19 protein-coding genes, 1 other RNA gene, 1 pseudogene and 1 riboswitch are annotated in these 22608 nt (G+C 38.8%); of the genes and pseudogenes, 2 read left to right on the forward strand and 19 right to left on the reverse strand.

Annotated features, from left to right (window positions below; genetic code table 11):
* Positions 1 to 81: 81 nt before the first annotated feature.
* Positions 82 to 277, reverse strand: a riboswitch (cobalamin riboswitch).
* A gap of 277 nt (positions 278 to 554) precedes the next feature.
* The 14 genes and pseudogenes from DX933_RS08370 to secG all read right to left on the reverse strand — a co-directional run bounded on the left by DX933_RS08370 (position 555) and on the right by secG (position 14318).
* Positions 555 to 896 (reverse strand): thioredoxin family protein, encoded by a 342-nt coding sequence (locus tag DX933_RS08370; RefSeq protein ID WP_123315995.1) that lies wholly within the window; start codon positions 894 to 896, stop codon positions 555 to 557.
* 44 nt (positions 897 to 940) lie between these two features.
* Positions 941 to 2689 carry an ABC transporter ATP-binding protein gene (locus tag DX933_RS08375; RefSeq protein ID WP_123315996.1) on the reverse strand — a complete coding sequence of 583 codons (1749 nt, stop codon included), beginning with the start codon at positions 2687 to 2689 and terminating at the stop codon, positions 941 to 943.
* A 37-nt stretch (positions 2690 to 2726) separates the two neighbouring features.
* Positions 2727 to 4487 carry an ABC transporter ATP-binding protein gene (locus DX933_RS08380; protein WP_190279461.1) on the reverse strand — a complete coding sequence of 587 codons (1761 nt, stop codon included), beginning with the start codon at positions 4485 to 4487 and terminating at the stop codon, positions 2727 to 2729.
* A gap of 226 nt (positions 4488 to 4713) precedes the next feature.
* Positions 4714 to 5241 (reverse strand): lipoprotein, encoded by a 528-nt coding sequence (locus DX933_RS08385; protein ID WP_123315998.1) that lies wholly within the window; start codon positions 5239 to 5241, stop codon positions 4714 to 4716.
* A gap of 423 nt (positions 5242 to 5664) precedes the next feature.
* Positions 5665 to 5976, reverse strand: a complete 312-nt coding sequence (locus DX933_RS18420; RefSeq protein WP_190279462.1) for a hypothetical protein — start codon at positions 5974 to 5976, stop codon at positions 5665 to 5667.
* 90 nt (positions 5977 to 6066) lie between these two features.
* Positions 6067 to 6531, reverse strand: a pseudogene (locus DX933_RS08395) (class I SAM-dependent methyltransferase); the annotation flags it as partial.
* Between the two features lie 234 nt (positions 6532 to 6765).
* Positions 6766 to 7126, reverse strand: a transfer-messenger RNA (tmRNA) gene (gene ssrA / locus DX933_RS08400).
* Between the two features lie 135 nt (positions 7127 to 7261).
* Positions 7262 to 7729: an SsrA-binding protein SmpB gene (smpB, locus tag DX933_RS08405; RefSeq protein WP_123316000.1), complete on the reverse strand. Its 468-nt coding sequence runs from the start codon at positions 7727 to 7729 to the stop codon at positions 7262 to 7264.
* 166 nt (positions 7730 to 7895) lie between these two features.
* The gene (locus tag DX933_RS08410) at positions 7896 to 8840 is read right to left on the reverse strand and encodes a metal ABC transporter solute-binding protein, Zn/Mn family (protein WP_190279464.1); all 945 of its coding nucleotides are present in this window, start codon (positions 8838 to 8840) and stop codon (positions 7896 to 7898) included.
* Positions 8841 to 8874: 34 nt separating this feature from the next.
* Positions 8875 to 9735 carry a metal ABC transporter permease gene (locus DX933_RS08415; protein ID WP_123316002.1) on the reverse strand — a complete coding sequence of 287 codons (861 nt, stop codon included), beginning with the start codon at positions 9733 to 9735 and terminating at the stop codon, positions 8875 to 8877.
* Complete coding sequence (locus tag DX933_RS08420) at positions 9735 to 10478, reverse strand: metal ABC transporter ATP-binding protein (protein WP_123316003.1); 744 nt, start codon at positions 10476 to 10478, stop codon at positions 9735 to 9737. The genes DX933_RS08415 and DX933_RS08420 overlap by 1 nt, the downstream gene beginning before the upstream one ends.
* A 391-nt stretch (positions 10479 to 10869) precedes the next feature.
* Positions 10870 to 13158 (reverse strand): ribonuclease R, encoded by a 2289-nt coding sequence (gene rnr, locus DX933_RS08425; RefSeq protein ID WP_123316305.1) that lies wholly within the window; start codon positions 13156 to 13158, stop codon positions 10870 to 10872.
* Positions 13159 to 13220: 62 nt separating this feature from the next.
* Positions 13221 to 13967 (reverse strand): alpha/beta hydrolase, encoded by a 747-nt coding sequence (locus DX933_RS08430; RefSeq protein WP_123316004.1) that lies wholly within the window; start codon positions 13965 to 13967, stop codon positions 13221 to 13223.
* Positions 13968 to 14081: 114 nt separating this feature from the next.
* The gene (gene secG, locus DX933_RS08435) at positions 14082 to 14318 is read right to left on the reverse strand and encodes a preprotein translocase subunit SecG (protein WP_123316005.1); all 237 of its coding nucleotides are present in this window, start codon (positions 14316 to 14318) and stop codon (positions 14082 to 14084) included.
* Positions 14319 to 14714: 396 nt separating this feature from the next.
* Between secG and DX933_RS08440 the strand changes: the two genes are divergently transcribed.
* Together DX933_RS08440 and ptsP are read left to right on the forward strand one after the other, a co-directional pair.
* Positions 14715 to 15626 carry an alpha/beta hydrolase gene (locus tag DX933_RS08440; RefSeq protein ID WP_123316006.1) on the forward strand — a complete coding sequence of 304 codons (912 nt, stop codon included), beginning with the start codon at positions 14715 to 14717 and terminating at the stop codon, positions 15624 to 15626.
* A gap of 131 nt (positions 15627 to 15757) precedes the next feature.
* Positions 15758 to 17467, forward strand: coding sequence for a phosphoenolpyruvate--protein phosphotransferase (ptsP, locus tag DX933_RS08445; protein ID WP_123316007.1), 1710 nt, complete (start codon positions 15758 to 15760; stop codon positions 17465 to 17467).
* A gap of 138 nt (positions 17468 to 17605) precedes the next feature.
* Here the strand turns inward: ptsP and DX933_RS08450 are convergent, their stop codons facing one another.
* The 5 genes from DX933_RS08450 to tpiA form a co-directional block, all read right to left on the reverse strand.
* The gene (locus DX933_RS08450) at positions 17606 to 18181 is read right to left on the reverse strand and encodes a nitroreductase family protein (protein ID WP_123316008.1); all 576 of its coding nucleotides are present in this window, start codon (positions 18179 to 18181) and stop codon (positions 17606 to 17608) included.
* Positions 18182 to 18242: 61 nt separating this feature from the next.
* Positions 18243 to 18827, reverse strand: a complete 585-nt coding sequence (locus DX933_RS08455) for a hypothetical protein (protein WP_123316009.1) — start codon at positions 18825 to 18827, stop codon at positions 18243 to 18245.
* Positions 18828 to 18973: 146 nt separating this feature from the next.
* Positions 18974 to 20260, reverse strand: a complete 1287-nt coding sequence (eno, locus tag DX933_RS08460) for a phosphopyruvate hydratase (RefSeq protein ID WP_123316010.1) — start codon at positions 20258 to 20260, stop codon at positions 18974 to 18976.
* Positions 20261 to 20298: 38 nt separating this feature from the next.
* Positions 20299 to 21834 carry a 2,3-bisphosphoglycerate-independent phosphoglycerate mutase gene (gpmI, locus tag DX933_RS08465; RefSeq protein WP_123316011.1) on the reverse strand — a complete coding sequence of 512 codons (1536 nt, stop codon included), beginning with the start codon at positions 21832 to 21834 and terminating at the stop codon, positions 20299 to 20301.
* Complete coding sequence (gene tpiA / locus DX933_RS08470) at positions 21831 to 22589, reverse strand: triose-phosphate isomerase (RefSeq protein ID WP_123316012.1); 759 nt, start codon at positions 22587 to 22589, stop codon at positions 21831 to 21833. The genes gpmI and tpiA overlap by 4 nt, the downstream gene beginning before the upstream one ends.
* Positions 22590 to 22608: the final 19 nt, after the last annotated feature.

Raw genomic sequence — 22608 nt, forward strand, 5'->3', positions numbered from 1 at the left:
AGAGATGTCTATCACCATGCAAGCGCATCAAAAATACAGCATGTGTGTTTCACATACACCTCCCTATTTCCCGTAGGTTAAATGGCATATCAGATTTAGGCAGGTCTCCTGGCTTCGGATATCACATCTATCCCTTCCCATGCGAATTGCACAGTGGTTATGATAGCTGCATCCTATTACAGTGGCGGGACCGCGTTGGATTTACACCAAACTTCCCTTTTCGTCAACTACACCAAGCTTGTATGCATAGTTAGACACCTAAACCCTCTACTTATTCAGTTGTCACCGTAAATTATACACTAAGACAAGCGATGTTGAAAGATGTTGCAACTTGATAACACTGTTGTCAGCATGTGATTTTCGACACAACCCACATTCAAAATCACGAGTATATATTGGAGTTAGAGAAATCGCAACCTGGTGTAAGCTTTTTAGAAATATGCCATACGCAGCACGGCCTGTATATCATAAAATTGCATAAACACAAGCACATGTCTTTATTTCAAACAAAAAAATGCAGATCAAGCCTTCAGGCAAAATCTGCATTTCTTTGTTTATATCATCTTGTTAATTTCTTTAAGCAGGTCATCTTTACCCTGACCACCAAGTAATGTGGTAAATACCTCTCCAGCTTTCATTAAAATAATCGTCGGAAAGCCCATTACATCATATTTTTTAGCAACTTCATTGCTGTTTTCAAGTACTTCATCCAATGACACGTAAAATTTTGCAATCTTCAGCTTTCCTACATACTCAGCAGCAATTTCATCAAGAACTGGGACAAGTGCCTCACATGGACCACATCCATCCGTATAAAAATCAATTAAAACTGGTATATCACTTTTAAAAACTTCTTCATCAAATATTTCTTGGTTCACATCTTGTATCTGACTCATTATTTCACTCCTAATATTTATGCATTATTATTCTGCATCACAATCTACCAAGCAAGCATCTGTTCTTTGGCAAATTGAATCTCTACTAACTCACGATACAGCTTATTGCTTTCCATTAATTCATCATGTTTACCCTGTCCACTAATCATTCCATGTTCCACAACGACAATATGATTCGCCTCTTGTACAGTTGACAAATTATGGGCAACAACAATAGTTGTACGGCCAACCATCAGTTCATCAAGGGCTGCCTGAATTTTGGTCGTCGTCTGAATGTCAAGACTTGATGTTGCTTCATCCAATAATAGATATTTGGGATTCTTGATAATTGCTCGGGCAATCGCAATCCGTTGTCTTTGTCCACCAGACAGTTTTGAACCCATTTCTCCTACTTCTGTTTCAAATCCATCTGGGAAATCCTTAATAAACCCATAAGCATTTGCTTTTTTGGCTGCTTGTATAACCTCTTCATCACTTACTTCGCGTTCTGTACCGTACGTTATATTCTCTCTTATTGTCCCAGATAAAATTGGACTGCCTTGTGATACGTATGAAAAGGCATTGCGCCAATCATCTAAATGAATTTGCTCGGATGGTATGTTACCAAAGGTAAGTCGGCCTACATTCGGTTCATAAAACCGTTCGATAAGTGATAAAATGGTTGTTTTACCCCCACCACTTGGACCAACAATCGCAGTTACTTTTCCTTTTGGAATCGTAAAGCTTACATTCTTAAGAACATTGCGCTCCTCATAACTGAAACTAACATGCTCAAGTGCCAGATTACCATTGGATGATTGTAACACTTCATCAAAAGCTTTCGATCTTTCATATTTTTCACTATCGGAGTCAACAATTTTAGATATTTTATGGGCTGCCCCTTTTGCACCTTTTAATACCTGATAGAATAATCCATATTGCTGTACATTATTATGAATATTTGCCGAATATAAATAAAATGCAATGAGAGACCCAATATCCAATTCACCAATCGACGTCAAATATCCCCCATAAATCAGCACAAGTCCCATAATAATTCCTTGAACGCTTTGTAATAATGGTTCTCCGTATAAGTCAACCACGGCCCGAGACACATCTGCCTTATACTGATTTTCGATTACATTTTTTCCGTTTTCAATTTCTTCCCCTTCTTTACCAAAGGATCTAATTAAACGAATTTTTGGTAACCGTTCTGCAATAAATGCAGTCATCCCTGAATATCGATACTGTACCCGTTCTTGGGTCTTTTGTGTAAAATGTCCCACAACCAATGTAACAATTAAAATATAGGGAATAACAGGCAATAACACGAGTGTTAATTTAACATTCATTCCCCACATAATAATAATCGATCCTACTAAAGAATAGGTAGACATCAACAATGACATCGTATAATTGATCGCACCATTTATATGTGTCGGGTCATGTGTTAAACGACTTATTAACAGCAAAGATGGTTCTTTATTAAAAAAAGGTAATGGGACCCGAATATATTTAGACCACAGGGTGTTTTGAATATTTCTTGTCGTACGGGCATTCGCAAAGATTCGAGTAAAACCCGATAAGCTAACTGTAATTGCCGTTACGATGGCTAGGCCAATGTATTGAAATACGAGTTTTGCATCAAATATTTCACCTGACATTATTTTTTGTAAAATCAGTGGAGACATCAATGTAACAGAAGCTGTTGATATCATTACAATAAATGTCAGTATATACAATCCCCAAGGTAATTTTGATTTGGAAATAAGACTAAAAAATGGTTTCCAGCCAACTTTATTCGGTTCAGACAATCTTCTCCCTCCCTTTATTATCCGACGTATTATCGCTTTACAAAATTGGTTTCCCTAGATGTAAGTCGATATATTTACGATATAGCTTATTGGTTTCCAAAAGCTCATGATGTTTGCCGATTCCATTAACCGTTCCTTGATCCAAGACGACAATTTGATCTGCATTTCGAATCGTCGTCAAATCATGTGCAATTACAATAGTCGTTCGATTTTTCTTCATTAAGCGATTCATCGCTTCTAAAACAACCTGCTCGGATCGACTGTCCAAATTAGAGGTTGCTTCATCCAATAAAAGCACGTCAGGATCTCTTAAAATAACTCGTGCAATCGCTAAACGTTGTCTTTGTCCACCGGAAAGCTTTCCACCACTTTCACCAATATGTGTGTCAAAACCATCTGGTAACTGTTCAATAAATGATAAGGCGTTTGCTTGATACGCCACTTCACGTAATTCCTGATTACTTACTTCTCGATCAACCCCATACACGAGATTTTCCCTTACAGTACCAGTTAAAAGAGGAATATCCTGTGCAACATAACCAAATGCTTTGTGCCAATCATGGAGATGGAAATCTTCGATTGGAACTTCTCCCAATCGAATGGAATGAGGTGCCGCTTCATAAAATCGCTCAATCAAGGATAAAATCGTTGTTTTCCCACCCCCACTTGGGCCGACAATTGCTGTTACCTTCCCGTAAGGAACGGTAAAGCTCACATCAGATAGCACTTTCTCTTTCCCATAACTAAAAGAAACGTGATCCAACACCAAGTCATCATCATACTTTTCAAGAGGATACGTTCTTTCATACACGACTTCTGGGTACTCCACTAATTGTGCAATTCTCGCTGATGCTCCTTGACTCTGTTTTAACTCAATAAATAAATAGCCAAACGTTCCTAAGACCCCATACAATAAATCAACATAAAGGAAGTAGGCAACCCAAGTATCAACCGTTATCGATCCATTAGATATCAAAAGTACGCCTAGTCCGATAACGAGTGCTGATTGAACAACACCAAAAATTCCTGTCATGGGGTGTTCAATCCAGCTGACAATCCCTTTTTTGATTCCTGCCTTGTAATACTGATCAATATTGTTAATTCCACGCTTTTCTTCTTTCTTTTCCGTAACAAAGGTTTTAATCAGTGGAATATTGATGAGTAGCTCTGATAAGAACTGCGTTAACTTGGCTAACCTGCTTTGTACTTGTTTATTAACACGAAAGCTCCAACGGCCATACCAAAGATAACAGCCGAAATATATCGGTAAAAAGATTACCTGTGCAAGACCCAATCTCCAATCATACCCGAACAGTTTAGATACCGTTCCAACTGTTAAATACATCATCGATAATAACGTTGGCACGACATATGAGAAGATGATACTTAAACTCGCAGTATCTGTAGACGTACGACTGACCATTTCATTTGCTTTCACTTTGTCAAATAAACGAATTGGTGAACGCATCAATTGGGACCAGATTAATATTCGATAGCTTTTATCGATTTTATACATCGTTAATTTACCAATAAATCGTAAAATGCCCGAAATGAAAATACGAGCAACAATGACACCAATGGCTCCAAAAACAATCGCCTTTTCAATATGCCCTCCTGCGATCTTACTCGTTAAATCAGGAAACATAAGCGCCAATTGAGATTCACCGAGGGTAATAATAATAAGTAAAATAATCCAAAACCAAGGAAGTTTTGCCCTAAATAATAGTTTAATAAAAGGTTTCCAAATAGCTTCGTTTTGTTGTTTTTCTGATTGTTTTTGTGTTGTATTTTCGCTCATCCGCATCCTCCTTTCTACTAAAATCAGCTATATTTCGCCATACAACGGTACACGTCTGTCATCTCGTTTTATCACAGATTAACTGGCTGTACGCCCCCCTCATCAAGAACTTCTGTTAATCACAAGCATTGTAAGTGGGGGATCAACAGCTAGTAAAGGCCTGATTGGATCAACTAACAATCCGTGGGGAAGTACGAAGACTCCCACTGATTGAAGTTTCACTGTATTAAAATTGTTCTAAATACCCAACGATTTCTTTACCTTTATAATGGTCGTCTGGATTAGCGAAGCCAATACCATCATGTACAAAATATGGAATTGGAAATTCTTCTCCACCGACATCAATGGTAATTGTACCTTTTTCAGCAGCTTCATCATACATCTCATTATCTTCTGTATTAAACAGATAAAATTGAGCTTCAATACCTTCTATTGGAATAAGAACACCTTTTTCAGCACCTACCGATTCTGTTACAGCAGCATCCTGAAGCTTGGCAGCATCTGTATCGACCTCGAGTTCCATTGCCTCTAAATAAATAAAGAAGTCTTCAAAACCTTCTAATACATCACCAGCATCCTCATTTTCCGCAGCTTGATCATCTTCTTTAGAAGCATTTTCGCTTGCTTCATTTTGTGCATCCTTCTCTTTATCCGCACTATCCTTGCTGTCCCCAGCATCATTACCTGTATCACCACAAGCACCAATGATGAAGGCTAACATGATCACAGCACATAATGAAAATAGTTTACGCATTTACATTTCCTCCTAATTATGTCTACTTTGACAATATACACTTTTCTGACAATTTTAATTAAAAATAATACAGCTACATGAGCCTTCTTCTCGGGTACGAACGACGGTATGTTCGTTTGTCTCTATTTTCAAACACAAAATTCCAGGTTCCTCCCTCCTCCAACAAAACGTTATTCTCGTATGAAGTATCAAAAGAATGTATGTAATTATACAATGTGTGAATTATCTAACACAATATCATTTCACTAACATGGTATTTTATATGTCTATTTCATCCACTTTCGCAATTATCTCGTCAGACTTCTTGCAAACTTTTGAAGATAACCCGATGAGATTTTAAAAATAAATCCACCAAAAAAAGAAATAATAATATAAAAAATACCCTACAGCTGCCTGTAGAGTAAATTGTTTTAAAACATATTGTTAATCATCACCACCGGAAACCACCTGCACGATACCAACCACCAATACGATCAAAAAAAGGAGTAATAGAAATGGGAAAATCCCCTTATGAATAAAAGAACCAATAATAAATAAAGGAAAGCTTATCATTGCAATCAGAGACATAAATTTTGTATAACGAATAGCTGTTTCCGAAGGCTCTGGATCATGCTTAAACATCCATCTTTTTCCGAATAGAATACTTTGTTCAGGTGCAACGTATGACCAAATGAATATTCCATATAACGGAATAAATAATATAGTCATAACGATCCAAAATGCTATTTGTTCCATCCTTATCCTCCTTTAGTTTAGATTGTCTCTACTTATTTATACGTTTTGAAGATAAAATAGTTTCGTATCATACGTATTTTACCTGGAAGCTTATTTTTGTGTAACATAGGTGATTGCATTGGTTTTCAACGCTATCGTTTTGCCGTTACGCATAATATGGTAGGTCAATGGCTTAACCAATACTTTTCGTTCCTTCCAGCCATGATAAACACGTCTTAGCCGATTCAGCATATCATCCGTTGGTAAGTTCACTTCGATATAAGGATCCAAATTTTTATTCGTTTCTATATCTATTTCTTTAACTTCCGAATGAACTATTAGACAATTGATGCCACCAAGTTTTGTACCCTTTTCCATATGACGAAGAACGTTCATCATTTCATCCGCAGATGTCACATGCTCTAATGCAGACACCACCACAATGAGTTCATAGGTATTGGGACGAATTGAGAATGTGGCAATATCTGATTTTATCGGTTGAATAACCTGTTCTACTTGGTATTTTTTGCTGTATTCTTTTAATTTATCGAGTGCAGTATCCAAGATATCAACACAGGTGACAGTACCAGGCCTTTACTGGCTGTTGGTCCCACACTTATAACTCTTGTTAGCAACAAAATTCTTGATGTGGGGCTTACAGCCAGGTAATCTGTGATAAAGAAGAACGACACAATTGCATATAAGAAATATCGACAAAAATAAAGAAGCCGTCTGCAATAGAGCGGCTTCTTTATTTTTATTTATTTCGTTCTTGTTTCCATAAAAGCTACAAACGAAATGATAAAACTTTTATGGAGACGGCGGGAATCGAACCCGCGTCCAAAGATATCGTCACTTAGGCTTCTACACGCATAGTCGATATATTATCATTCGCTATTTCTTCAGCCTATCGACAGGCTTCCGAAAAGCTAGTTCGATTATATTCAACGATTATCCTCGAACAGCGAACAACCGTATAGCCTGCTATAAGTTGAGACCCTTCAATCTGCTACACAGGCGATAGCAGGAAGGATCCTTCAGTCAGCTTATGCAGCTGCTAAAGAGAAATTGTTTTCTTTGCCAGTTATTTTAGGCGAGTAACGTTTTACGAGTCGTAACCTCGACGCGCCACCTAAGCTCGATCTACCCCTGTCGAATCCGTAACGTCCCCTCAATGCGAGAAGCGCTCGGGAAATGTCGAGCATACCTTGATGGAAAGGTCTTCTTCATCAAAACTTCTATACTTAGTATAACATCCTTTAAGCGAAATGAAAAGCGTACGTGGGTGCCATCATTTGCTAGTTTATTACATGCGATCTTTGTCACGTAATGCTCGGTCGATATCACGTTTCATTTGTTTTTGCTTTAAGTCCTCACGCTTATCATATTTTTTCTTCCCTTTACCAAGTCCAATTAATACTTTGGCAAAGCCATTTTTAATATAAATGCGTAGAGGTACAAGCGCATATCCTTGTTGCTGTGTCAGACCAATTAACTTATCAATTTCTTTTCGATGCAATAATAATTTTCTTGTTCTGGTCGGATCATGATTAAAACGATTCCCTTGCTCATATGGTGCAATATGCAGGTTGATTAATTCAACTTCGCCTCGATTAATCCGGGCATGCGAATCCTTTAAATTCACACGGCCAGCACGTATGGACTTTATTTCTGTCCCTTGCAGAACAATACCTGCTTCATATGTTTCTTCTATAAAGTAATCATGTGATGCTTTTTTATTTTGGGCAAGAACCTTCCCTTTTCCCTTTGGCATTCTTTTTACCCCCTCATTCCGTGTTGTCATTTTAGCAAATATTTATGCGAAAGCCAACAAATATAGGCGTATAGAAGAAATACCATCCCCTATCCTTGTCTTTTTGCATGAAAAAAGATTCCAATCAAAGCATCACTTTAATTGGAATCTCAGCCAAATTATTTACTCATTCGCTTCCCTTTAAGCCATCATGTATGATATTTATATTATATTCAAGATACTTCATGTACGTATCCACTTCTTCACCTGGTTCACCAATTTCATCGGAATAAATAGTTTTTTCAAAAATAGGCACTCCCGTTTCACTGGATACAGTCTCCATTGGTCGGGTATCCACATTAGATTCAACAAATAATACGGGTACTTCATGTTCTTTTATAAACGATACAAGTGATTTAATTTGAGATGGTGAACCATTTTCCTCTGTATCGATTTCCCAAATAAAAGCCTCTTTTAATCCATAATGATTGGCCATATATTGAAAAGCACGTTCACTAGTAACTAAAACCCGATCTGCTTCTGGAAGATCATTTATTTTCTCTTCGTAGGTTTGATCCATTTCTTTCAAGCGATCCAAGTAGGCCGTTGCTCGCTTTTCATAGTCTGCTTTACGATCTGGATCGACTTTCATAAACGCATCTCGCATTGCTTCAGCCATTTTAATCCCAACAGCCGGATCAATAAATGCATGTGGGTTTATCTCTTCGTCTTGTCCGTCTTCACCAGCGATATACATAGGTTCTACCTGATCGGTCAAACTAAAGATATGCTCTTCCTTCTGTCCAACGGTATCAATCATTTTAAAGAACCAACCATTTTTTCCGCCTTCCAAATTTAACCCATTATAAAACAAAATATCTGCATCTGTTGCTTTTTTAATATCCTCAGGAAGTGGCTCATATTCATGCGGATCTGTACCTGTTGGAACCAGGTTGTGAATGTCTACATCATCCCCACCTATCTCTTTCGCTAAATCGGCAATAATTGTAAATGATGTAACCACCTGTAATGGTTTATCTTCCGATGAATCATCCGCTCCTCCACTGCCACATGCTGACAGCAAAAACACTGTCATACTTGTCAAAATAAATCCCAACCACCATTTCTTCATGTTTCTCATACGCTCCCTTAATGTTTATATTTCTTTATTTTCCAATAGCTGCACGATGACGATTTCCCCGAACCGCGCGCCATAGAACTCCTTGCTTTGGTGAAAAAATAAATGCAATAATAAATATGGCTGTAGTAGCTAATGCGATTACCGGACCAGAGGGCATGTTGTATAAGAAACTAATATACAATCCAAGCACTGCAGATAATGCGCCAAAAAATGATGCCAAACCAATCATTACCGACAAGCGATTGGTTAGCAGATAAGCTGTTGAAGCTGGTGTAATAAGCATAGATACTACTAAAATTACCCCAACTGTTTGCAAGGACGCTACCGTTACAAGTGTCAGCAGTACCATGATGCCATAATGTATCAACCGGACACGAAGACCGTATGCCGCAGCCATCGTCTCATCAAAACTAGAAACGAGTAATTCTTTATAAAAGATAATGACTGCAAGTAGTACCACTGCGCCAACAATTAATGTTAACCACATATCGGATGTTCGTACTGACAGCACATTTCCAAATAAGATTTGTGTTAAGTCGGTTGCACTTTTGGCCCTGGTAATCAAAATAATCCCTAATGCAAAAAATGCCGAGAACACAAGACCAATGGACGAATCACTCTTCACCCGACTATTTTGGCTAATGACACCTATGCCAAGTGCAGTTAACACACCTGTCACAACTGCTCCATAAAAGTAATTGATTCCAAGCATATAAGAGATGGCTACACCCGGAAGTACTGCATGTGAAATAGCATCTCCCATTAGCGCCATTCCACGAAGTACGATAAAGCTGCCAATTACACCGCAAATGATGCCAACCATGATGGAGGTTACAAATGCTTTTTGCAGAAATCCATAATTCATTAAATCCTGAATAAATTCCATTACACACCCACCCCAAGCATGCCAAGTCCTGTAAATGGTGATTGATAAGCTTTTTGCAGTTTTTCCGGTTGAAACACCTGCTTCACTGGACCAGCATCAATCAATTCTTTATTAATTAACACAAGACCATCAAAATATTTCTCTACCTTGGTCAAATCATGATGAACGACAAAAATTGTTTTTCCTTCATCACGCAGATCCTTCAATATCTTGATAATCACTTCTTCACTGGATACATCGATTCCAACAAAGGGCTCATCGAGGAAAAAATACGCAGCTTCTTGTGCAAGTGCTCTTGCCAGAAAAACACGTTGCTGCTGACCTCCGGATAACTCGCCGATTTGGCTATTTGCATACTCTTCCATTCCTACCTTTTCCAAGCATGCTAACGCCCATTCCTTGTCTGCCTTCTTTGGCCTGCGAAATAGTCCAAGTCTTGGATAGGTTCCGAGTAAAACCGTATCCTTGACTACAATCGGAAAATCCCAATCAATATTGGAACGTTGTGGCACATAAGCAATTTTTTTACGAACTGCATCCACATGTTCATTTCCAAACGTAATACTTCCGGCATCCTTTGGAATCAGTCCAAGAAGTCCCTTTAACATCGTAGATTTCCCAGCACCATTTGGACCAATTATGCCAATTAAATTTCCACACTCAAATTGAAAACTCACATGTTCCAATACTTGCTTTCCGTGATAAGAAACATGTAAATCGCTTACTTCTATTGCCTTCTTCATCCCCGTCACCTTCCTTTTCTCTCTCCAGTACAAACCGCAACTGTTTGATATAGCAACATTTGTTTACCTAATGCAACTTTTAATTAAAAAAAAGTAATCTTCCTGATGAAATAATCATGCTGTATTATAAATATATTTCTATTATTTAAATTGATGGGCTCTCTCTAATGTTTAGTGTAATAGACAAACATTTCGATGTCAACAATTAATTTGCCTATGCGAAACATTTATTTTTATAATAACACCATATGCATGATTCCTACAATGATTCCAATCTTTTACGCCCAATTAATCCGTAACTATCATCACTTATACATTATGTACCCGATTGTATCTTCCTTAATCCAATCAATATAAAAAAGAAAGCCGATAAAGGAATGGAAGTCCTCCTTTATCGACTATTTTTCTTCTTTCTTTTTAAATTATGTTTTTTCTTCTTTCTATTTTTATCCGGTTGCTTTGCTTTCGATTTTGTTCCCTGTTTAGCTTGCTTTCCACGACCATTTTGCTTTCCTTGCTTGGCGGGTTTTTTATATGGTGATTTCTGCCTGTTATTTGATTCGGAATCTGCTAACTCAAAGTCAACGGCATGTTCTTCCATATTAACGTTGGTAACCTTCACCTGCACCTCTTGGCCAATACGATAAATCTTACCGGTTCGTTCACCAATCAATGCATAGTTCCGCTCATCAAAATGGTAATAGTCGTCAACGAGGAAGCTGACATGAATTAAACCTTCAACCGTATTTTCCAATTCGACAAACATACCAAAACTGGTTACAGAGCTAATAATACCAGTGAATTCCTCACCAATTTTATCCTGCATAAATTCTGCTTTTTTCAAATCGTCTGTATCACGTTCCGCATCAACCGCTCTTCGTTCCATTTCAGAAGTATGTCTCGCTATTTCAGGCATCAAACTTTTCCAATGCTGAACGGTTTGCTTGTCCATGCGCTTGTCAAACAAATACGTACGAATTAAACGATGCACAATGAGGTCTGGATACCGACGTATTGGAGACGTAAAATGCGTGTAAAATTCTGTTGCCAAGCCAAAATGTCCAATACTATGTGGATCATATTTTGCTTGTTTCATCGATCTGAGCATCAGCTTGGAAACAATCATTTCCTCAGGTTCTCCTTCTATTTCCTGGAGCACATTTTGCAGCATTTGAGGATGAATATGATTAATACTACCTTTGATCCCATGACCAACCCCAGCTAAAAACTCGAAAAACTGCTGCAGCTTTCCTTCATCAGGATCTTCGTGAATTCGGTGAATAAACGGTACATCCAGCCAATGAAAATGTTCTGCTACCGTCTCGTTTGCTGCAAGCATAAATTCTTCGATTAGCTTTTCTGCAACATTTCGCTCTCGAATAACAACGTCAACTGCTTTTCCATCCTCATCCACAAGCACCTGGGCCTCTTTAAAATCAAAATCAATTGCACCACGATTCATTCGTTTTCTTCTTAGAATGCTCGCTAATGCCTCCATGTTTTCAAACATGGGTACAAGCGATTCATATTGACTGCGCTCTTCTTCATCCTGCTCTACTAAAATTGCATTTACAGAAGCATAGGTCATTCGTTCCGTTGTTCGAATAACACTAGGGAAAATCTCATGTGCCACCACTTGTCCATTGGTGTCTATTTCCATCTCACAACCGAGTGTAAGCCGGTCAACTTGTGGATTTAAAGAACATATCCCATTTGATAACCGGTGCGGAATCATTGGGATAACACGGTCAACCAAGTAAACACTTGTTCCTCGTTCATACGCTTCCTTATCCATTGGTGAATCCTCTGGAATATAGTGACTGACATCTGCAATATATACACCAAGCTTATAATTGCCGTTTTCCAATTTCTTCACCGAAACAGCATCATCTAAATCTTTTGCATCTGCACCATCAATGGTTACGATGGTTTCCTCACGTAAATCGCGTCTGCCATCCAAATCGGATTCAGCAATTGCGTCAGGCGCTGCCCCTGCTTGTTCCAGCACTGCCTCTGGAAAATCAATGGGAATCCCATGCTTATAAATAATCGAAATAATGTCGATTCCTGGATCATTTTTATGACCAAGGATTTGGGTAATTTCCCCTTCCGCAAGCATACGATCCTCTGGATATTTCGTGATATGCGCGATGACTTTATGTCCATCCACCGCACCATTCATATTTTCCTTGGCGATAAAAATGTCATTCGGGATTCGTTTATCATCTGCAATGACAAACCCGAAAGCACCGTTTTTTTCAAAGGTACCGACAACCTGTGACACACTTCGCTCTAGAATACGAATAACGGTCCCTTCAGGCCTATTCCCTTCCTCAAAAGGTTTCTCAAGACGAACAAGCACCTTATCATTATTCATCGCGGAGGCTAAATCAGTTGGATGAATATATACATCTGATTGGTCACCATCATCTGGAATTAAAAAGGCAAACCCTTTTTTATGCATTTGGATTTTCCCACGAATTAAATTCATTTTTTCCGGAATTCCAAATCGATTTTTACGGGTACGTACAATCTCTCCTGTATCCTCCAGTGCATTCAATGCCTTCACCAATTCTTTAAATGCAACGGAGCTGTCAATTTCAAGTCCAGCTTCCAATTCATTTACGGAAAGCGGGCCCGCACTATTTGCTTGAATATAGGATAATAATCTTTCTTTCATCTGGTTCTCCATCATTTACACCTTCTTTCCGTTCATAGTCTTTACGCTTTTAACCATTATTATCATGCTTCCCAATCAAGGGATTCTAGAAACATGAATATGTCCTCATGTAGCTTTTCTTTTTCCTGATCAAGGGTAATAACATGTCCAGACTCTTCATACCAGTGAATATCCTTATCCACCGCTTCTACATGCTCATATATATAATTAGCACTCTCTGGATTAATCATTTGATCCTTACTTGCCTGTATGACAAGCGTTGGTGTGTAAATCGTATCTAAATTCCCTTTCACATCCAAAATAAACTGTTTCAGCTGTTCAAACAATGGTGTGGATGCCTCCATCAGGCTATCCATTTCTTCAGTAATTTCTTCCTCGGACTTTCGTTCCAGCTGTTTATATTCCTTTGAAAATTCCTTAAATCCAGCCGTTAGCTGCGTTTGATTATCAAAATACATCGGAGCACACATTGGAATAACACCTTTCACCTTGGTTGAATAAGCCAGCTTCAGTCCAAGCACACCACCTAATGATAAACCAGCAACAGCAATCTCTTCATACCCTAAATCCTGTAAATGCTGATAAGCAGCTTGTACATCTGCCCACCATTGTTCAGGATTCGCTTTGATTAACGCTTCTGGCGGAAGCCCATGCCCACGATAAATAGGAGCATGTGAAGTATATCCCTTTTTCTCTAGAAACCGACCAAGCATCCTAACATCTGCTGAATGGCCAGTAAATCCATGTAATAACAAAACTGCTTTCGGTCCCGCTTCAAATGTAAATGGTTTTGGTTGAATAATTTTCATCTTATTTTCGATTCCTTTCTTTCATTCGTTCATCCCATGGTATATCCAAATTATTTCATAAATAATCAAAACAAAAAACCCTTATCTCATAAAGCATGGGATAAGAGTTTACTTCTATTGTAATACATATGCACTTAAAAATGCTAAAACGAACAATAAAGTTCCGGTAATTACAGTCCCGCGGTGAAGCACTAAGTCAATCCCACGTGCCTTTTGCTTACCAAATAATTGCTCGGCCCCACCAGAAATTGCACCTGATAGACCTTCACTTTTACCACTTTGTAGTACTACTAAGACAATCATAATGATTGCATCAATTACCAATAGCGTATTAACGATTGTAAGAGCCATGTAATCCCTGCACCCCCTGCGGACGAATATCTATGTATTACTTTAGCATAATTAGCAATTAGATGGCAAGCTTATTTTTATCAACAACTTGATAAATAAATGCATTTTCAGAAAAAAAGGAAAGAATCCTGCCTTTCATCATCAAGAAATTTGTCACAAATACATATTCCTTCCAAGTTCATACACGTTATCAGTCGCCATTTTGCTTTAAGTTTTCTATAATTTATCTAAGGATAGTTCTGTGATAATTTGTTCAGGACGCAGACCGTAAATAAAACAACGCTAAAACTTGTATCCAATGGTTCTATGGAAAAAGCTGTTTATAGCTATCTCTGCATCATTAGAAGTGAATAAATAAATCATGTTTTAAATATTATGACACGAGGAGGAGAATGCATGCAAACTGCATTTTGGATGGAAGCTAAAGACGGAGAAGCAATCTATGTACAACGTTGGGACAGTAAAACCCCTCCAAAATTAATCCTGCAATTGTCTCATGGAATGGTCGAGCATATTGGGAGGTATGATGCTTTTGCCACTTATTTGACTGATTATGGCATCACTGTTTATGGGAATGATCATCGAGGACACGGTCAAACGGGGCTAAGACAAGGGAGGCTTGGATACTTTTCTGCAGAACAGGGCTTTGAAAAAACGACCAGCGACCTGCATCGGCTTACCAGCTACATTAAAAAAGAGCATCCAAATATACCTGTTGTATTATTGGGGCATAGTATGGGATCGTTTTTTGCAAGAAACTATATTCAAACCTATAGTGATAATATTGATGCATTGATTCTATCTGGCACAGGCTATTATACGAAAACAGAAGCAAGACTAGGCAAGGCACTATCCAGTATCCTCTCTCCGACAGAACCATCTGCTCTGATGAACTGGCTCTCCTTGGGAATGAATAATAAACGAATTAAACATCGCCGCAGCAAATTTGACTGGCTCACAACTGATGCGGGAATGGTGCAACAATTCGCTAATGATCCATTATCTGGTTATGTACCAACTGCCCGCTTTTTCTATGATTTAATGGGCTTGTTACATCAGGTACATGATAACAAGAACAACCGCGCCATCCGCAATGATTTACCAGTACTGCTAATCAGTGGAAATGCAGACCCTGTTGGCAGCTATGGGAAAGGTGTTTGGAAAACTGCACATCAATTAACAGAGGCAGGATTAACGAATGTCACGACGATGCTGTTTGAAAATGGACGTCATGAAATGCTAAATGAAAAAAATCGGAATGAAGTATACCATATCCTCAAAAATTGGTTGCTTTTTCAAGTAAAATAGCAATTTAAACTATTTTATTCCTGTTTTTTAAATTAAAACGTTTACATATTGTTGGTTTCCTTGATACTTTGCAATCACTCGGTATAAAATGAATATATAGTAAAAATATGAAGGCTGGAGGGTTATGTAATATGACATTACAAGGAATTGCAGCTTCTTCCGGAGTTGCTATTGCAAAAGCATATCGATTGGAACTACCGGACTTGTCCTTCGATAAAAAAACAATTGAAGATACAGCAAAAGAAGTTCAACGACTCGAGGATGCATTAACAGTTTCCAAGTCAGAGCTTGAAAAAATTCGTGAGCATGCAAAAAAAGAGATGGGTGAAGAGCATGCCGAAATCTTCTCTGCTCACCTGCTCGTTTTAGATGATCCAGAGCTCATCAATCCAATCAAGGAAAAAATTGAATATGATAAAAAATCTGCTGAGGAATCCTTACAGGAGATTGCAGCCATGTTCATTGACATGTTTAAAAATATGGACAATGCATATATGCGTGAACGTGCAGCAGATATTAAAGACGTTACAGAGCGTGTATTAGCTCATTTGCTTGGTGCAGTCTTTCCAAATCCTGCATTGATTAATGAAGAAGTCATTATCATTGCAAATGATTTAACACCATCTGATACAGCACAATTAAATCGTGAATTTGTAAAAGGTTTTGCTACAGATATTGGTGGCAGAACTTCCCATTCCGCTATTATGGCACGTTCACTTGAAATCCCTGCCATCGTAGGTACCAAAGATATTACAGCTAAGGTTGAGAATGGTGACATGATTATTGTGGATGGCTTAGATGGTGTAGTACTGATTAATCCATCTGAAGAAGAGATCAACACGTATCGTGACAAACAAACGAACTTTGCTAAACAGAAAGAAGAATGGGCAAAGCTGAAAGACGAAGCAACCACTTCCAAGGACGGGCAGCATGTAGAACTTGGTGGAAATATCGGTACACCAGAAGATGTTCAAGGTGTGATTAATAACGGCGGAGAAGCAGTTGGGTTATACCGTACGGAATTCCTATATATGGGCAAGAGCCAGCTTCCAACTGAGGAAGAACAATATGAAGCATATAAATCTGTCCTGGAGCAAATGGGAGATAAGCCAGTTGTCGTTCGTACGCTTGATGTTGGTGGCGATAAAGAGCTTAGCTATTTAGATTTACCAAAGGAAATGAATCCATTTTTAGGCTTCCGGGCAATTCGATTCTGTCTGGAGAATGAAAATGTATTCCGACCACAGCTTCGTGCGTTACTTCGTGCAAGTGCACATGGTAATTTAAAAATTATGTTCCCAATGATTGCAACACTAGAGGAATTCCGTCAAGCGAAAGCAATCCTTCTAGATGAAAAAGAAGCTCTAAAAAACGAAGGCCATACAATATCCGATTCAATTGAAGTTGGAATTATGGTGGAAATACCATCAACTGCTGTATTGGCTAAGCAATTTGCGAAGGAAGTAGACTTCTTTAGTATTGGAACAAATGATTTAATTCAATATACGATGGCAGCCGATCGCATGAATGAACGGGTTTCTTACCTGTATCAGCCATATCACCCAGCAATTCTAACCCTTGTTAACAATGTTATTGAGGCAGCTCATAGTGAAGGTAAATGGGCTGGCATGTGTGGGGAAATGGCAGGAGATCCAATCGCCATTCCAATCTTACTTGGTCTTGGCTTAGATGAATTCAGCATGAGCGCAACTTCCATTTTACCTGCAAGAACGCAAATTCGCGATTTATCTAAAGAAAAAATCGCCGCAAACAAGGACAAGCTATTGGCAATGTCCACCGCAGAGGAAGTCGTTGCATTTATGAAAGAATTAACAGAATAAAATCGATAAGACTGGGACAAAACCCAGTGAAACACAGCAAAAGGAGTTCCAGTAAATTTTTCTACTGGAACTCCTTTCTTCATTTTATCACAGATTAACTGGCTGTAAGATTTTGATAGGTATCAAGAACTTCCCTACTTATTCATTGATCAGTTCCAGCTTTTCTTCAATAGGTGTTCTACCTTTATCACGAGGAATCTTAGCTGGATAGCCAATTTGTAATACTGCTGCGATCTTTTCCTGCTTGGACAAGCCTATCTCTGCTACAAACTCCGGATCATGCATATAAGGCGTGATGGTCCATAGCATACCTACCCCAAATTCCCATGCAGCTAATTGCGCATTTTGAATAAAAGCACAAACAGCCGCATACTCCTCCTCATAGCGAACAGGATCTGGTTCAATTGGTAAATAAATGACGGCATGATGCGGGATATCCAGTAAAAACTGCCCCATCGAATCAAGCATCCGGACCGTTTTGGCATGCTGATTTTTGGGAATCATACCGAGTCGCTGATAGCTTGTCAATATAGCATCGACCAAGTGTTGTTTTCCTTTCTCCTGATACAGCTTAATCCGCCATGGCTCCTTCATATAATGGGAGGGTGCATACGAACCATATGTAAAGATTTCCTTTAGAACAGCCGTATCGACCACATCTTTTTTAAATGAATGGATGGATCGTCTTGCCTTAATTGTTTCTCGTATTGCCATCAAATTTCCCCCATTTTGTATTTTCAATGAAGCAGTTTTAATGGATTGCAGGTTAATGGCATTAAGGCATCGTTAACCAACCATCCACCTTAAAAACTCCTGCTTCCCTTTTAAACGTAATAATGAACTTTTCATCTGAATGATTCACATGAATGGTGACATCAAATTGATTCATTTTTCGATTTACCTGTTCCAGTACTGGCTCTGTCCAATCCAACCGGGGTACCTGTTTCATCATTGCAAATGTTTGTACCATATCTGCTGTGAAAGTATGCTCCATAATTATATTCTGTTCGGCCTGATCTAAAGTGTCATCCTGCAAAAGTGAAAGATATTCTATTTGATCCTTCGCTTCTGTTTCAAGACTACTTGTTGAATAAAAATAGGGTGTGAAGATTTGATAGCTAAAGAAAACGAGAATAGCCACAATCGTAAGTAGACGAGCTGGCATAGCAAATCGATAATCCTGCAGCTGATGATCTATGTATCTACTAATGACTATTGCCAGCGTACTTACGAACAGAAGGACAAAACAACTTGCTATAAAATTAAAATGAACTACTTCCATAAACCCATAAAACATGCATAAAAAAAACACACAAATAATAAATATATCACGAACCAATCCAGTTATACCTGCTTTCAACGGTACACCTCCAACATCAACTATTAATGAATGCTTGATACAAATATATCATATGTCCACGTATATATATAAGAATATTCTAGCATTAGCTACAAAAAAATCCCGAGCAAGTATTATATCTTGCTCGGGAGGCTGAAAAGTACCCATTATTTATTGAGGTTGTAAAAAGCGGTACGTCCTGCATATTCGCCCATACCAGCCAGCTCATCTTCAATGCGAAGCAACTGGTTATATTTCGCAACACGGTCTGTACGAGAAGGTGCACCTGTCTTAATTTGACCAGCATTTGTTGCAACAGCAATATCTGCAATGGTTGCATCTTCTGTTTCACCTGAACGGTGAGAGATGACTGCAGTATAGCCAGCACGTTTTGCCATTTCAATTGCTTCAAATGTTTCTGTCAAAGTACCAATTTGGTTTACTTTTACTAAGATGGAATTACTAACACCTTGCTCAATACCTTTTGCAAGCTTTTCTGTGTTCGTAACGAATAGGTCATCACCAACAAGCTGGACACGGTTACCAATGCGCTCAGTCAATAGCTTATGGCCATCCCAGTCATTTTCATCTAGTCCATCTTCAATGGAGATAATTGGGTATTTATTAACCATTTCCTCATACCAGTCAACCATTTCTGCAGAAGTACGAACAACGCCTTCTCCTTTTAGGTTGTATTTGCCATCTTCATAAATTTCAGAGGAAGCAACATCCATTGCAAGCATAATTTCTTCACCAGGCTTGTAACCTGCTGCCTCAATTGCTTCTACAATTGTTTGTAATGCTTCTTCGTTTGAGCCAAGGTTTGGTGCAAATCCGCCTTCATCACCAACTGCAGTGTTTAGGCCTTTTTCATGCAATACATTCTTCAATGCATGGAAAATTTCCGCTCCAGTACGCAATGCTTCTGCAAATGTTTCAGCAGCAACAGGCATAATCATAAATTCTTGGATATCCACGTTATTATCCGCATGCTCTCCACCATTTAGAATGTTCATCATTGGAGTTGGCAATACTTTTGCGTTAAATCCTCCAAGGTAATTATACAATGGGATTTCAAGATAATTTGCAGCCGCATGTGCAACAGCCATGGAAACACCCAAAATTGCGTTTGCACCTAGCTTGCCTTTGTTATCTGTGCCATCTAATTCAATCATCAAGTGGTCAATAATATTTTGACGCGTAACATCAATTCCAATTAATTCTGGTGCGATGGTTTCATTTACATTTTTAACAGCCTGCAAAACACCTTTACCTAAATAACGGCTTTTGTCATCATCTCGGAGTTCTACAGCTTCATATTCTCCTGTAGATGCACCACTTGGCACGATGGATGAACCAAATGCGCCTGATTCCGTATAAACTTCTACCTCAATTGTTGGGTTACCTCTTGAGTCTAAAACTTCACGTGCGTAAACATCTGTAATGTATGGCATGGAAATCTCTCCTTTAATTTCGAATTTGATATTTAAAATTATTTGATCAGGGATTCCCCTGTCATTTCTGCTGGTTTTTCCACATCAAGCAAATCAAGTAAGGTTGGTGCCAAATCTGCTAAAATACCACCATCTCGAAGCTCAACATCATTTTTTGTAACGATAACTGGAACTGGATTGGTAGTATGTGCTGTCATTGGTGCATCATCCAATGTAATTACTTCATCTGAATTACCATGGTCAGCTGTAATAATCGCAGTACCACCAAGCTCCAGAATCTTATCAACTATCTTTCCCAGGCATTCGTCAACTGCTTCAATTGCATCAATCGTTGGTTGAAGCTTGCCTGAGTGACCTACCATATCCGGGTTAGCGAAGTTAAGAATAATCGCTTGCTGCGTTCCTTTATCCAACTCTTCCAACAAGGAATCAGTCACTTCATATGCACTCATTTCTGGTTGTAAATCATAGGTCGCAACTTTGGGAGAATCAATTAAGATTCTTGTCTCTCCAGGGAACTTTTCCTCACGGCCACCACTCATAAAGAAAGTGACATGTGGGTATTTTTCCGTTTCAGCAATACGCAATTGATTTAAATTATTGGCTGCAAGTACTTCGCCAATTGTGTTATCCAAGTTCTCCGGTTCATAGGCAACATAGCCATTCACCGTTTCACTAAAATGGGTGAGCATGACAAAGTCGATATCCTTTGGTACAGCAGATCCTCGATCAAACTCATCAAAATTTTCATTTGTAAAGGTACGGGATATTTGAATCGCACGGTCTGGTCGGAAATTATAAAATATCATGGAATCGCCATCAGATACTTTTGCAACTGGCTGTCCTTGTTCATCAAGTATTACAGAAGGAATTACAAATTCATCGTAAATACCATTCTTATACGAATCTTCAATCACATCTGTTGGATTTGGATAAGAAGGGCCTTCCCTATACACCATTGCATCGTATGATTTTTTCACACGATCCCAGCGCTTGTCACGGTCCATGGAATAATATCTACCGGAAATTGTTGCGATTTGGCCGACACCTAGTTCTTTCATTTTCGTTTCTGTCTGCTCAATATAATTTTTAGCAGTTTGTGGACCTACATCACGTCCATCTAAAAAGGCGTGCACAAACACTTGATCTAAACCTTCATCCTTAGCGAGTTTTAACAGTGCAAACAGATGATTAATATGACTATGAACACCACCATCTGATAGCAAGCCCATCAGATGCAAGGCTTTTTTATTTTCCTTGGCACGGCGAATAGCTTGCAGGAATGCATCCTTTTCAAAGAACTCACCGTTTTCAATGGATAAATTAACTCGAGTTAAGCTTTGATAGACAATTCGACCAGCGCCAATATTCAAATGACCAACCTCGGAATTACCCATCTGACCTTCTGGTAGACCGACCGCATTACCACTTGCAGTTAACTGGTTATGCGGGTAGGTCGAAAAATAACGATCAAAATTTGGTTTATTTGCCTGTTTGACTGCATTGCCTTTTACTTCATCCCGGATTCCAAAGCCATCTAAGATGATTAAGGCTGCTAGTTTGTCCTTACTCATTTTGCTCCCGCCTCCACGAGCTTCAAGAATGATGCAGGCTCTAAGCTTGCGCCACCTACAAGTGCACCATCAATATCTGATTGTGCCAGCAATTCATCTACATTATCCGGCTTCACACTTCCACCATATTGAATAATTACCTGTTCAGCAGTTTCAGATGAGAAGCTATCGGCAACTACTTTACGAATATGTGCACACACTTCATTTGCATCCTCGCTTGAAGCAGTTTTACCAGTTCCAATTGCCCAAATCGGTTCATAGGCAATAATGGTTTTACTGACTTGGTCATGAGATAGACCAGCTAGACCTTTTTCTACCTGTTGTTGGACATGAGATTTTGTTTCTCCAGCCTCACGCTGTTCTAACGTTTCTCCAACACAAACGATTGGAGTTAGCTGATGAGCAAATGCTGCGTGCACCTTTTTATTAACCGTTTCATCTGTTTCTCCATAATATTCACGGCGCTCTGAATGGCCAATAACGACATGGCTAACACCAATATCTGCTAGCATGACAGGGCTAACCTCACCTGTAAATGCACCATTTTCTTCGTAATGCATATTTTGAGCACTGATTTTAATCGTAGTGCCTTTTGCTTTTTCCACCAGCTGAGCCAAATACGGGAATGGTGCACAAACAATTGCATCCACCTGTTCACTTGGCTTCACTTGTTCGGCAGTCTGCTGAACAAATTGTACAGCTTCGCTACCCACTTTATTCATTTTCCAATTACCTGCAATTACTTTCTTACGCATGAATACAACCCCTCTCCAT

It is taken from the genome of Ornithinibacillus gellani, assembly GCF_003730295.1.
Lineage (GTDB): Bacteria > Bacillota > Bacilli > Bacillales > Amphibacillaceae > Ornithinibacillus_A > Ornithinibacillus_A gellani.